Annotated in this window: 8 protein-coding genes and 1 tRNA gene; 1 reads left to right on the plus strand and 8 read right to left on the minus strand. The window is 48.3% G+C overall.

All coding sequences use genetic code 11. The features are described from left to right. Position 1: 1 nt before the first annotated feature. From QM717_RS15805 to QM717_RS15840, 8 genes are all read right to left on the minus strand, one after another. Positions 2 to 4,816 (minus strand): hypothetical protein, encoded by a 4,815-nt coding sequence (locus tag QM717_RS15805; protein WP_415038886.1) that lies wholly within the window; start codon positions 4,814 to 4,816, stop codon positions 2 to 4. Then, entirely contained in the window at positions 4,719 to 7,016 is a 2,298-nt protein-coding gene (locus QM717_RS15810) for a hypothetical protein (RefSeq protein ID WP_415038887.1), read from the minus strand. The genes QM717_RS15805 and QM717_RS15810 overlap by 98 nt, the downstream gene beginning before the upstream one ends. Before the next feature lie 791 nt (positions 7,017 to 7,807). Further along, positions 7,808 to 7,888, minus strand: a tRNA-Tyr gene (locus QM717_RS15815). Between the two features lie 148 nt (positions 7,889 to 8,036). After that, entirely contained in the window at positions 8,037 to 9,185 is a 1,149-nt protein-coding gene (locus QM717_RS15820; protein WP_415038889.1) for a redoxin domain-containing protein, read from the minus strand. A gap of 75 nt (positions 9,186 to 9,260) precedes the next feature. Beyond that, positions 9,261 to 10,673 carry an MBL fold metallo-hydrolase gene (locus tag QM717_RS15825; protein WP_415038891.1) on the minus strand — a complete coding sequence of 471 codons (1,413 nt, stop codon included), beginning with the start codon at positions 10,671 to 10,673 and terminating at the stop codon, positions 9,261 to 9,263. Between the two features lie 58 nt (positions 10,674 to 10,731). Then, complete coding sequence (locus QM717_RS15830) at positions 10,732 to 11,520, minus strand: sulfite exporter TauE/SafE family protein (protein ID WP_415038893.1); 789 nt, start codon at positions 11,518 to 11,520, stop codon at positions 10,732 to 10,734. A 74-nt stretch (positions 11,521 to 11,594) separates the two neighbouring features. Beyond that, the gene (locus QM717_RS15835; protein WP_415038895.1) at positions 11,595 to 11,846 is read right to left on the minus strand and encodes a hypothetical protein; all 252 of its coding nucleotides are present in this window, start codon (positions 11,844 to 11,846) and stop codon (positions 11,595 to 11,597) included. 193 nt (positions 11,847 to 12,039) lie between these two features. After that, positions 12,040 to 12,480, minus strand: a complete 441-nt coding sequence (locus tag QM717_RS15840; RefSeq protein WP_415038897.1) for a KTSC domain-containing protein — start codon at positions 12,478 to 12,480, stop codon at positions 12,040 to 12,042. A gap of 170 nt (positions 12,481 to 12,650) precedes the next feature. Between QM717_RS15840 and QM717_RS15845 the strand changes: the two genes are divergently transcribed. Then, positions 12,651 to 14,618, plus strand: coding sequence for an endonuclease (locus QM717_RS15845; protein WP_415038899.1), 1,968 nt, complete (start codon positions 12,651 to 12,653; stop codon positions 14,616 to 14,618). Positions 14,619 to 14,657: the final 39 nt, after the last annotated feature.

A 14,657-nucleotide genomic window follows, 5' to 3' on the forward strand; every position in this document is an offset into this window, starting at 1 on the left:
TTTAGCTTAAGGTGTTTGAAATTTTAACCGCTTCCTCTTTGGGTTGTTCGATTCGTTTTTTCTCATTGTTTCCGGCAAAGGTCTTCTGGTATTGCTTGTCGACTTTTACCGTGAGGCACCAACAAATCTTGATCTTGAGTTTGACCTGTCCTTTTCCGGTAAGCTGCGAGCCATTGTAAGTGGCAGCCAGACGCAATCCGAGGTACACGCTGACGAGTCCCATCAGGTTGACCGTTCCGATGATCTGTACAAAAATGCTCACGTACACGGTTGACTCGGCGTCCGGTGTTTTGTGGTATTCGCCTTCGAGCCCCATCAGGATCAGGATGCTGCCGCTCATCCAACCTACGGAAAGCGCAAATCCGACACTGGCATGCACGCTCATGACAAAAACCACCGAAAGTCCTTCCTGCGGCTTGAACATGATGTCGCTTTTCACATAACCGCCGCCGCCCAAAATAAACGCGGTGAAGTTGAAAGGAGCGTCCTGTTTGCCCAAGTAAAAGCCCAGGGCGGTCATGAAACCGAATTTTTTCTTTTGGATGTCCCAGAATTGCAAGGCGAAATGTCCGCCAAAGGAAAGGTTGGTCATGGCAGTGGTGCCACCGCCCACATTGATCGGAGGGATGTCGAGGCTGGCCTTGACGCCGATCGGTAATTTTCTTCCCGCCAATCCGATGTGGATTTCCTGTCCGTCCATTTCAATCAAACCAATTTTGAATGGACTTTGCTTGCCGTCACCGGCGCCATCTTCTGCACCGGCGGGGATGTTTTTGCTCGCATCGGTCAATAGTTTGAGCAGCCCCGGCATTTCCATGCGGTTCGGATCAAGGTCGAAGGTGAGTTTGTCGCCTTCGAAAATGGCCTTCGCCTCCTTGAACGTCATGATCGGCACGCCCCCGATATTGGTTTCCCAATCCCCGGCAAGCATACCGGAGTTTTGTTTTTTGGTATTTCCCTCGATGTCCATTTCCATGCGGACGCGCGCGGTAAATTTGCCTTCGTTCAATTTCACGTCGATTGGGCCGATGGCCAGGATCGACTGCGGCGCATCGAGCTTGAAATCAATTTCGGCATTGACCCAGGCCAACAGGTTTTGTTTGTCGAAGCCCTGCGTGACCTTGATGTTGTCGCGCAGGTTGTTTGGCATCTTGAAATTCGGGAACAATTTGTCGAGTCGCATCGCACCCACATCGGACAGTACATCCGAGAAATTGAACTTGTTCAGCAGCGATTTGCTGTAATCGCCCACGCCTTGTACCCACTCGGGTTTGGGCGGCAATAGTCCTTCCAGGATGTTGGTCACCGGTGTACGCAGCCCCAGTCCCTCAAGGTCGTTTTCGAACTGCTTGACCCTCGAGATGCAAGGGGTGATCGACAATCTTTGCTCGACCTCTTTCCAATCCTTGTTGACAATCATCGCAACGGTCTTGCGGTTGAGTCCCATGCCGGGCGCGGTGAATTCTCCCCATACGCTGCGGTAATTGTCCAATACCTGCTGGCCGCTGTTGCGCATCGCGTTGAAGGATTCGGTGGTCCGGTTGATCTCTTGGATTTTCTCGGCGGCCTCTGCGGCGAGCTGGCCCAGTTCGGGGCTGATCCGGTTGGCCAGGGCGGTCGATAGCTTGAGGATCTGTTCGGTATTGCCGTTGGCAATCGCGGTTTCCAATTGTTTGTATTCGTCATATCGGCTGAGCCATTCTTTGACTTTGGCTTCATCGGTGAATTCTGAAAATTGGGCCAGGTAATTTGTCTTGAAATATGCAAGCAATTGATCTATCCAGCCGTCGATGGTCTTGAGGATTCCAAAAACCGAATCGTAGCCCGGATTGTCGTCCTTATAAAGTATTTTGGCCAGGCATGCCTTAAACGAATCCGAATCGGCATCGATCCATTTTCGGACCTTTCCGTTTAACTTATTGATGCGCGATGAAATTTCGCCTTTGGCATTTTCCCATCCGACCTCAATGTCTTTGATCGCGACCTCGATTGCTGCAATGACTTCTTGTTCGATGTCTTTCGCGCTATCTTTGACGGCATTTAAGAAATCTTGGATTTTTTTGAACTCCTCTTTTTCGAAAGTCTCGATTTGTTTGATCAAATCTTTCAGGAGCGCTTCAAAATTGGCGACGTGGTTAATGATTTCGGCTTTTAAATCTGTTACGGCTTCCCGGACCGCGTCAATGTCGGTCAAAGTGCCGATGGCATCTTTTAAATCGCTACAGGCAGTTTTGACACCGGAAATTTTTTCTTTGACGACCGCTTTCAAATCGTTCAAGGTTTTCCCCGGGAGTTTGAGTTTATCGAGTGCCTCTAACAATTTGTCGCTGTTTTGGATTGCAGTATCCAATGCCGCAACCACCTTGTTTTTATAGACCTCAAAATCGGTTTCGGCATCGTCGATCAGGGTTTGGATGCGCGCTTCTTCTTCAGAGATGAATTGGGTAATCTTATTTTTTTCTTCACGGGCTTGCTTTTCAACCGCTTGGAGTCCCGTTTCGAGTTGCCCTTGTAGGGAAGCAAAAAACTCAATGCCGATGTCCACCTTCAAATGGAGTGCGCCAATGCGGTGCTGGTAACGCCTCAAAGCCGCGATGGCTTCGTCCTTGAAATCACCGCCTTGGGCGACAATCAAATCGATTTCTTTTTTGAGGTGATTGCTTTGTTCGGTATACAATGCGAGCAGGTTGTTGAGCATGCCTTCGGATGAGGAGACGGCTTCTTTCCACAGGTATTTGGTAGGGAAATGACCTGGGCGGTGGTTCTCATAAAGGGCTTTGAAGTGCTTTAACGTGACAGGCTTTTCATTGTTCAGTTTTTTAAGTATCGGAGCCAATTTATGATCTTTAATAACATCACGGGTGAATACTTCAGTTATTTCCTTTACGATATTGGGCCCGGCATTGTACACACGGTTTAGCAATGATTCTGGGGCACTGACTAAAGTTTCAAAGGTGACACAAACTGGTTTTGGCTTGATTTCTTGTCCATTCTCGTCTCTGTCCTTCTCGGTAAAGACCGGCTTGCGCATCATGGTCACCGATTTCATTTTGCCCGAGATGCCGCTTTTCGGATTGTAGCGGTTGGCTACGCCCGAAGGCAATTCACTCGTATCGACCTTAAACGTATAACGTTCAAAGCCCGGCGGGACTTCCAAAACGTCGGGCATCTGGAGTTCCATATTTTTGCCCGAATCGTTGGCCAGGGAAGGAGCGAGGTGTTTTTCGCTGGGCAGCGGCAAGTCGGTATAATCGACATATTTGATGGCGGGCCACTTCGAGGTGTCGGCTGTCAGCATCACCTCTTTTGCGGTGTCGCTGAGATTGACCTTTTCGCGGGTATCGGTGTAAAACCTCAAGTGCTGCGGTTCGGAAAGGTTGACCATCACCGATGACACATTCGATTCGGCCGGCGCAATCAATTCAAAACTGACCTGCGGTTTAGGGAACAATTTCGGGTCGGCATCGGGGTGCCAAAGCGGAATTTCCCAACCGAAGTTCTGGTATTCGAAGCTACCGGGTTCGGCTGTTCCGTCTGGTTTTAACTTCGGGACATTGAAGGCCACGTCCTTGCCCCACGAACTCCTGACCGGTATGATGATCGACTTGAAATGGCAGGCTTGGATACTTCCGGGCGCGTCGTCGCTGTGGCCTTCGAAATCAGGATATTTCTTGATGGGTTCCAGTATTTCGATGTATTCGCGCACCTTGCGCACGATCGGTCTTCCGTGCAATTTGGGTTGGTGTGGGAAATAAGCCGATGGCACGACCGTCCTTTCGTATTCGATGACGTGTTTGGCCTTGTGCCACAAGACACCAATCCTGCCGATGCGTTCCACCGCATAGAAATGGGTACGGCCCATGGTCGTGGTCGACTTGATGATGGTTTTGTCGCCGGCGAATCTTGCCGTTTGTTTGCCCCAGCCCCCAACCGAAGAGTAGGCGGGTGCTTCGAGTTCACCAGATGAAGATCCGCCCTTGAAAGCCTCGCGCCAAAATTCCTTGTAGATTTCTTTCGATTCGAAGCCGTAATGGAAACCGCCGGCAAGGCCGTTTTTGTCGTGCGAAAATTTGATTTTCTTTTCGAGTATACTCAAATCTTTGGGGTCGATTTTGCCATTTTCGGGGATTTCGCTACCGTCGTGTATCGGGTACCTGAGGCTTGCGCCGATTCTTTCGTATAGGGAAAGGTTTTGGGCAATCTCACTGGTTTTTTCGTTGGCCGCCAACGCTGTTCGCAAGGATTTATATTTTTCTGCCGCCGTTTCGTCTTTTGCCGCGATCAATTTCTGCAATGCTTTGGTATCGGCTATTAGTTGATTGATGGCGGGTTTGTCTTCGGCCGTGACAATGAGCAATAATTTGTTCAATTCTTCGATGATGTCGTTCTCCAATTCGGTACTGGTCACAGGTCGCTGTAGTTTCGACCTGAAATCGATGCGTGGGCTGTATTTGAGCTTTTCCGAAAATTTCGCCCGGCCGAAAGCATTCTCTTTCGAAGGTTCCAGGACCGCCACCCGTGATTTCCATGCCCTGTAAAATGCCAGGTAATTGTGCCAAGCCTCCGAAAAGGTTTCGTCTTGGATGGCGGTGGTTTCCCAAAAGACACTGTTGGCGGGCGGTACCGGGATTTCTCCTAATTTGGAAGCCAGTTCGGCGATATGGGTGTCTTCGGGTTTCAGGTGTGCGTTCAGTCCATACAGCAATTCGAATTGGGCTTCAAGAAAAGGCACGCCAGGAAGCAGGCTGCCGGGTTGTCCCCAGATGTGGCGCAGGTTCCAGGATGGAGCGACGTAGCGTCTTTTCGAGCCTTTCATTGGCAATCTTGAACAAGGCCGGGGCGCCGAACTTGAATTCGATTGGTTGCCCTTCTTTGGGTTCGCCCAATGCACCTGCATCGATGGATTGCCCGTTGACCAGGATGATGTTGCCTTCATCATCGGCAACCTTTCCCGTCCCATTCTTGTCGACATTGTTTTTGGTGTAGGCTTCGCCAATGGCCTGAGCGGGCAGGACCAAACGGAATCCTTCAGTCTTGGCACTGTCGTCGAGAATTTCCCAGGCGCCGTTTTCCAACGATAATTGGGAACGCCGGGCCAGAATCCAGGCACCGTCATCGAATCCGGGCTGCTGTAAAAACCGCGCGTCCACGAGTCCGAGGAATTGCGGGTTGGTATCGAGCAGAACGGCCTTGATCGAGGAGCTGTTGTCGGTGTTGGCTTCCGGTTTTACTTCGAGCAGTTTCACATCGAGCCGGTAATCCTGGCCCACATTGACACTTTCGGAGAAGGCCAGCAAGTAGGTTTTATTGGTTGGGGATGTGTTTTTTTCGCGCATCGGGATCACCAAAGACGAATCGTTGCGTTCGCCTGCGCCTTCCGATACGGCGCCCACGCTACTTGGGGCGAGGAAACGTTCGCTGCCGATCAAATCCTGTCCGGCGGCCCTGACGTTTTTTATCGGAAGTGAAAATTCCTCGATGGCATATTTGAGCACGATATCGCTATTCTGGCTGACATCGCGGTATTGCCACAGGAAAAAAGGTTGCTGTGTTTTTTTGTTTTGGAGCGTGAACCGGATTTGTCCGAATTTTTTCGGATAATTTTGGGTGTCGACCGAGGCGACCGGACCCAGTTCGAATTCGAAGGCACCGTCGATTATTTTGACGCTGTCGGTTTCATAACCCTCGAGCCTGGTCCGGAACAACGAACCGTTGTCGCCGGTTTGCTGTTCGAGCATCTTGATGCCGAAAACCGGTTTTTTGATCAGGATGGCTTCGGATTGTGTGCTGTTGACATTGATCCGGAATGGATTGGTGCTTTTGTAGTTGTCTTGGGTTAGGTCGCCGTTGAAGACCATCGTCTTTTTTAGCGTAAACGAGTATTGGACGTTGCAGGCATTGCCAGGATCTTCGGCGCTCCATTCGCTGACATAAGAAATACCGGCCGGGATGTTGAAAACCGCATTGTCGATTTCGGGGACAATACCCATCGGGTTCGAGGCCAAGGCATTTTTGATCCCGATTTTGGTTTGCTGGAGCAATTGGTAGGCTTTATGGCAAAACCCGGTCAAGTGGTAAAGTTTGGCCAGCAGTTGGGTATACTCTTTTTTGCAATTTTGCAGCAGTATCGTATAGGCCATACGGGTTGGATCCGTTTCGGGCTTTGTGGTGTCGTTGAGTTTGTCAAATACAATTCCACGGGCATAGCAAACAGTAACCCTCTGGTGGTTGTGGATGTAAAGCCACGGTTTGACATCGGTTGGTGTTTTGTTGTCAAAGATGCTCCGAAAATCTTTTGATTTTTGCCGATTGACAAAGGTATTGTCGAGATAGAATTTGAGTGGCTTGTCGACAAAATCTTCGGCGAGGAGTTCATCATTTTCTATCGGTGCGTTTCGAAGCACCAATAAATCATCGTTGCGTTTTTGGGTTGCCCAAATGAATGGACTGTCCTTGCCGACATTCGCCAAATCATCAGCACGATCAAGGCTCAGGAAAGGTTCTTTGGTATTCATGAGGCCAAACGACAAATGATAATCCGCGTATGTTCCGGCCTTATTGATGAGATGGCATTTCGGGGCCGGAAACACCAAGATTTTGTCAGTTGTGGCCAGCGTGCCCGATGAACGCCAATAGCTGAGGTTTACTTTGGGGCCATCGCCCAAAACGATCGGATACCATTTGCCTTTGTTGAGTTGCTCGAGTTTGGTGTTGATAGGCAACGACAGGATAAGGTCTTTTTTCCATTCGGAGGTTGGGTCGTCGTCTTCATACCAAAACTTGCTGCCGTTGGCATTTCGGAGTACGATTTGGGAACAGCCCATATGGGGGATTGTTGTGTCGGAGGCTTTTTTGGCTTCCTCGATGGCATTTTTCGATAGGGGAATCAGCCATAAGTCGTCTTTAAAAAACAAAGCCCAGTCGATTGAATTTTCTTTTTTGGCGATTGTAGCCAACAACTTTAAATCCTTGAATACGGGATTTTTTTTAAGAAGGTCGGGTATATTGTGGTCCATCTTTAAATGAATTAAATTGGTGTTTGTGCGACGATAAGCATAAGAATTCCCTGTGCCGCCAAGGGCAGCAAATGTTTCAAACTTCGGGATGAGAAAATGATTACCCCAATAATGAAGTTTTAAATTGAGGATTTGGGTTTATAAATTTAACAAAAATGCAATACGAAATAATAGGTAAATGTTAAAATTATAAAGAATATTTAGCTATAGGATTTTCTTCAATGGAAATAATTCTTGAAATGGGGTGGGTTACGGTGTGGGACTTGATGGCAAGGTGGGAGGTTTCCTGTGAAGTTGGCAGGATTACTTCGTGATCCGTTAAGGGAAACCTTGCACAAAAACAATAGACCAAAATAATCAAGCTTGTTCAGATAAAATTAAAATGACAGGATTACCTGGCGGTGATTCGTAAGGGTGAACCCTTACGCAAGTTTTTAAAGCAAAAAAACCAATCAAGCGAGCTTGTTGGAATTGATCAAGGTTTCCTGTGAAGTTGACAGCATTACTTCGTGATCCGTTAAGGGAAACCTTGAACAAAAACAAAAGACCAAAATAATCAAGCTTGTTCAGATAAAATTAAAATGACAGGATTACCTGGCGGTGATCCGTAAGGGTGAACCCTTACGCAAGTTTTTAAAACAAAAAAACCAATCAAGCGAGCTTGTTGGAATTGATCAAGGTTTCCTGTGAAATTGACAGGATTACTTCGTGATCCGTTAAGGGAAACCTTGCACAAAAACAAAAGACCAAAATAATCAAGCGAGCTTGTTATTTTGGTCTTAATGTTTTTGTGGGGAGAGCAGGATTCGAACCTGCGAAGGTCTCCCAGCAGATTTACAGTCTGCCCTCGTTGGCCGCTTGAGTATCTCCCCGGTCCAGCGGTTGCAAATATATAAACACTTTTGGTGTTTGCAAACTAATTGAACACTTAATTTCTCGCGTTTTTTTAATCGTTTGAAATTGAAATGCATAAAAAAATCTCCGCGAGGGAGATTTGGTGTTTTTGATATTGTTTGCGGATTATTTGGCCGCCAAAAGTTCAGAAACTTTGGCTTTCAAGGCAGCGCCGGTGAGGTTTTTGGCTACAATTTTTCCGTTGGCATCCAAAATGAATGTGGCAGGAACGGCTTCGATACCATAGGTTTTGGCGATCGGTTCGTTCCAATACATCAGGTTCGAAACATGGTTCCAGGTTAGTTTATCGGCTCCGATGGCTTCTTTCCAAGCTTTGGCATCTTTGTCCAATGAAACCCCAATGATGTTGAGTCCTTTCGAGTGCAATTCATTGTAGAGCGCCACCACATTTGGATTTTCCTTGCGGCATGGTCCGCACCAAGAGGCCCAAAAGTCTACAATCGTGACTTTGCCCAAGGCTTGTTTGAGCGACATGGTTTTTCCGTCTGGTGTTTTGGCTGAAAATTCAGGTGCCTGGTCTCCAACGGCATTTCCTGTCGGAGTTGCTTCGGCTGTTGGTTGTGCTGCTTTTGCTTGTTCGATCTCGGCCAATCGCTTTTTGATTTCTTTGCCCGGCTTGGTGTTCTTGATTTCAGGATCGAGTGCTTCGTAATATTTCTTGATTTTAGCCAAATCTGCATCTGGAATAGTGAACATTCTCTGGATCAAAAGCGCCGCAATGAAAGATTTTGGATGTCCGCCGATGTATTTTTCGTTTTGCGCCGTAGCCACTTCCATGTATTGTTTCTGCAGTTCCTGCAACATGATCATGTCTTGTTTTTGCTGCGCCTGGGTAATCTGAACTTTGTGGTCGGATTCGAATTTCTTGTACATTTTGAAATCGGCATCGACATAACTGGTCAGCTCGTCGTTGTTGTACGTTCCTTTTACTTTCGATTTTTGGAGGCTGTCCTTGTCCACGGTAATTTCAATGTCGCCATTTTCCAAAATCAAAGGGACTTTGCCAAGCGCCTCAATGCCGATCAAATGCATCGCTGGCTCTTTGGACGAACCTTTAAACGTAAACTTTTCTTTTTCCACTTTCGCGGTATCAATCGGTTTCATCACTCCCAAGGAATCCTGTCCTTCGAGAATGACCAATTTGCCGTCGGCGATGCCTTTGATTGTCCCGGTGATCACATATTCATTATCTCCGGCCTTGTTACAGGAAACCAAAACCGCAACCGCTGAAACCAGCAAAAGAACTTTTTTCATAATCTATTATTTTGTTTTAAAGTGCTGCAAAAGTATTTAAAATAATACGTTATCCAACTTAAATTTATGTTATTGTTACTGGAGTGTCGAAGGGCAGACGAAATGCGTCAGTCCCACATTGGTGTTGCGGATTCCGGCGATGCCTTTCTCAACATTGACCATATTGTGGTAACCGCGCGATTTCAGGATCGAGCCCATGATCACCGAACGGTAACCGCCGGCGCAGTGCAGGTAGAAATTTTCTTCTTTGGGTACTTCGGCCAAATGGTTGTTGATCGTGTCCAGCGGAATATTGATGGCCGAATCAATACGCTCTGCTTGGTATTCGCCCGGTTTGCGCGCATCAACGACGATACTTTTGTCATTGAATTCCGAAGCAAATTGTTCCGGTGTGATCGAGGCCATGCTGTCGGTTTCAAAACCCGCGGTTTCCCAGGCAGCCATACCGCCTTCAAGGTAACCCAACACCTGGTCAAAACCTACGCGCGACAATCTGGTGATCGTTTCCTGTTCGCGTCCTTCGGGCGTCACGAGCAACAACGGTTGCTTGACATCCATGATCAAAGCACCGACCCATGGAGCAAAATTGCCCTGGATGCCAATGAATATCGAACCCGGGATGTGTTTCTTGACATAATCGCTCTCGTGGCGCACATCCAAGACAATCGCCTCCGATTGGTTGGCCAAGGCTTCGAATTCGCGCGCATTGAGCGGTTGGAACGATCGTTTCATGACGTGGTCGAGGCTTTCATAACCTTGGATGTTCATCATCACGTTTTGCGGGAAATAGGCCGGGGGCGCACTCAATCCGTCGAGCAGTTCCTTGGTGAATTCTTCCTTGGTCATGTCGGCGCGTAACGCATAATTGGCTTTTTTCTGGTTGCCCAGCGTATCGGTCGTTTCCTTGCTCATGTTCTTGCCGCAGGCGCTTCCGGCGCCATGGCTCGGATAAACGATGAGATCATCGGCCAAAGGCATGATTTTATTGCGCAGCGAGTCGAATAAATAACCCGCCAGCTTTTCCTGTGTCAAGTCGCCTACGAGTTCCTGTGCCAAATCCGGTCGGCCCACATCGCCGATAAACAAAGTGTCTCCGGTGATGATGCCGTGCGCTTTCCCGTTTTCGTCGATGAGCAGGTAACAGGTGCTTTCGAGCGTGTGTCCGGGCGTATGGATGGTTTTTACCGTGTATTTTCCAATCGTGAATTCCTCACCGTCCTTGGCGATGATGCTTTCGAATTCGGGATTGGCAGTCGGTCCGTATACGATTTTGCCCCCCGTTTTTTTGGCCAGGTCGAGGTGACCCGAAACAAAATCGGCGTGGAAATGCGTCTCAAAAATGTATTTGATCTGGGCGTTGTCCTTGGCTGCCTTGTCCAGGTAAGGTTGCACTTCACGCAGCGGGTCGAAAATGGCCGCTTCGCCGTCGCTTTCGAGGTAATAAGCCGCTTGGGCAATGCATCCGGTGTATATTTGTTCGATTTTCATGGTTCGGGAATTTAATTAGCAAAAATAAGAAGAATGTTGGAGTAGGGCGTTAATTTATTCACAATCTCACCAATTCGCGGCAAAGGATGAAAATGGCCATCGCAATGACAAACCACGCGAAGCCTTTTCGCAATTGCTGTTCGTTGACCTGTCTGCTGAAATGGGTGCCGATCAAGATGCCGATGACCGAAAGCGAAGTGAATCCGATCAGGAACTGCCAGTCGATCGTATGGTTGCCGATGTCGCCCGTAAAACCGATCAGCGAATTGAGCGCGATGATGAGCAACGAAGTCCCGACGGCTTTGCGCATCGGTAATTTGGCGATGAACAATAGCACGGGAATAAATAAGAATCCGCCGCCTGCACCGACCATGCCGATCAGGATGCCCACGACAAACATGCGGGACATGGCCACCACAAGGTTTGTTTGCTGTTCCTCGATGACTGCTGCTTTTTTCTTTCGGAGCATCGAAACCGCGACGGCCAACATGACCAAGGCGAACATCAGCATCAGGAAACTTTCCTTGGGAACCGCGATGTTTTGGTTGCCGATGTATTCGGGTAAAGCCGGTACGATGAATTTGCGGGTCAGGAATACGGCGATAAAGGACGGAATCGCAAAAAGAAAAGCGGTTTTGACGTCCACCAAGCCCTGACGGATGTTCTGCAAAGCGCCAAAAGCCGAAGTCGCCCCGACCACGAAAAGCGAGTATCCGGTAGCGACAACCGGGTTGATTCCCATCAGGTACACCAAAATGGGTACCGTCAAGATGGAGCCGCCCGCACCGGTCAATCCCAAAATCAACCCGATGCACAGCGCGCCGAAATAACCTAGATATTCAATCACCCGTTTTTAATTAGTGTCCCAAATGTAAGTGAATTTCACCAAAAGAAAAAGGACCCGCTGAAGGATCCTTGGTGTTAGTCGTTGTATTTTTCCTCTGCCTTGAGTTGCGTCGCCTGGCATTCGTCGAGCATGTATTGGCAATGCTCGAGTTCGTTTAACGTGATCGTCATATCGAGCGTAATTTTCTTGAGTTCCTTGAGATGGCCCGCGTGGGTGGGGTTGGTTTTGAGTTTGATCCGGATGTCGTGTAGTTCTTCTTCGAGTGTTCCGAGCATCTCTTTGGCCTTTACGACCTGAAGCACATACTTGTGGCAAACGTTTTCCATGGCATTAGCGTTAGTTAGTATTTGTTTTGGTATAGGCTAAATTACAGTTTCAAGATTCGACCCACAATACCCACTTTTAGTGATTTTTTCCGCCTCACTAAATTTAGTGAGGCAAGTATTTTCTTATAAACACAAATAAAATAAAAAAAGTGCCAGTTTTGTGGCACTTTCCGAAAAAATATTTTTGAACAATTTATTCTTGGTTGCTGACTTTTCTATACGGAAACGCATTGAAAATGTGGCGTTTCGCAAAACGACCGGGTGAATCGGCGTTGACCATCTTGATAAAGGTCGCCTTCGGGACGCTGATGTATTCGTAGCTGCTGCCATTGGAAAACTCCACATGCAGACGGATATTTTCGTAACGGTAATCGGTGATCGTGGCATTGGCGATGGTGTCCTGGTATTCGGGCATGCCTTGCTCGATCGTTTCCGGATTGATGCTCACCAGATGGTGGTAGGCTTCGATGACGGCCTTGCTTTTCTCCTCGGCAAGGGCCAAACCTTCGGCATCGTCATGGAATTTATCCGGATGGCATTCCTTCATAGAATTGCGGTAAATGGTTTTGAGTTCTTTGAGCGAAACCCCTCTTTCAACATTCAATAATTTGCGGTATTCTACAATTCTTTTCATTTAAGGTGTTGTTTGTTAGCGGAAAAGTATCAGGCAATCCCTTTTTTTAAATTTTTTGCAAAAGTACATCTTTTTTTAAGTTATCCGAATGAAAGTCCAACGTTAAATTTTGGGCTAACCGAATCTATGTCAATTATTAACTTACATTTGTAGGCTAAATTTTTTCAAAAATGAATAAAATTACCCTGATCGCCTCGCTGTTTTTTTGTTGTGGTTTGGCACATTCACAAATCGTTATCAACGAAATCGACACCGATACGCCGGGCACCGATGACAAGGAGTTCATCGAACTCAAGTCGGCCACGCCGAACTTCGCGCTCGATGCCTACGTGGTCGTCTTTTACAATGGCGATACGGTTTCGAGCACCGGCCTCAAAAGCTATTACGCGATCGATCTCGATGGCTTCTCCACCGATGCGAACGGGATATTTTTATTGGGCAATGCGCTGGTCTCACCGGTTCCAGCCCTGTATACCTCGAACAGTACGTTGCAGAACGGGCCCGATGCCGTGGCTATTTACCTTGGCAGCGCTTCCAATTTTCCACACCTGACGCCGGCCACTGCCACGAATCTCGTCGATGCGGTAGCCTACGGAACGGCTGCCACTCCGCCCACGGCACTCATGGGATTGCTTAACATCACGGTCTATACGAATGAAAATGTCAATTCCCTCGGCACATCACAATCGGTGCAGCGCAAGAACGACGGTACTTATGAGGTAAAAACGCCGACGCCTGGCGCCAACAACGATGGCAGCGGGATCCAATTCAATGGAATTACGATCAGTGTTCCGGCCAACACTTATAATGAAGGCGATAATTTCAACATCACTTTCACGACACAAAATCCGGTAACTGCCGACTTGGCCTTTACGTTTTCGCTCAACAACGGCACATTTGTTTCTTCGGATTATTCAGGCAACCTTAATGTGCTGATTCCAAGCGGGAGCACGAGTTTTACTACCAATATTCTTTTGGTCGATGACACGGTAGATGACACCGATGAATTGGCCAAGATCAAATTCGGTGCGCTGCCTACGGGATTTATCCGGCTCAACGACAATATCGAGATCCGCGTGATCGACAACGATTTCACGACCGCGCCTTGGGGAACGCCGCTCAATCCGACCTATGGAATCGTCGCCAGTACGCAGCCGGCGGGTTATTACGACTCGCTCGAAGGTAAATCGGGGAATGAACTCAGGATGGCCATCCGGGCGATTGTCTCGAATCCGGCTACCGTGCATGCGCAGAATTATGGCGACATCGAATTCATGCTCAAGCAGGCCGACCAGAATCCGCTCAACAGCAACGAGGTTTGGCTCATGTATGTCGAGCAGGGCAGGGCCAAATACAAATACCAACAGACGGCGAGCAATGTCGGTTCTTGGAACCGCGAACATATTTTTCCGCAATCGCGCGGCGGTTTTGCCGACGGGACGAGTTCACAGGCCGACGGCATCGACATCTGGAACGCGACAGGCCCAGATGACATCGCAGCCGGTCATGCCGACGGGCACCACATCCGCGCCGAAGACGGTCCGGAAAATACGCGCCGCAGCAACAAGGATTACGGATTGGACGATTATGTAGGGCCGGCACTCGGGACCGCAGGCAGTTGGCATGGTGACGTGGCGCGCTCGTTGTTTTACATGGCTTGCCGATTTACGTTACTCGATGTGGTCAATGGCAATCCGCCCGACAATACAATGTACCAAATGGGCGACTTGGCGACCTTGCTGTCTTGGAACCAGGCCGATCCTTCGGATGATTTCGAGATGAACCGCAACAACATTATCTATACTTGGCAGTTCAACCGCAATCCGTTCATCGATCATCCTGATTTGGCCGATTACATTTGGGGCGTCCATGTAGGCGAACCTTGGTTTTCGAACCTCAAGACCCAAGAATTTGCCGGTTTGGCTGTGGCGGTTTATCCGAACCCGGCCAAAGATCAGGTTACCATTTCTGGCTTGGACCACGGTAAAATGGAAATCTACAGTATTTCGGGAATGAAATTGCAGGAGAATGATTTTACGGGCGATACCGCAATCGAACTTCATTTGCCGACCGGGGTTTACCTCGCGAAAATCAGTTCGCAAAACCAATCCACCACAAAAAAGTTGATCCTAAAATAAGGAATTGTTAATTCACGAAAAGCCGGGGTTGATCTTCGG

This window comes from Flavobacterium sp., from assembly GCF_047602195.1.
GTDB lineage: Bacteria > Bacteroidota > Bacteroidia > Flavobacteriales > Flavobacteriaceae > Flavobacterium.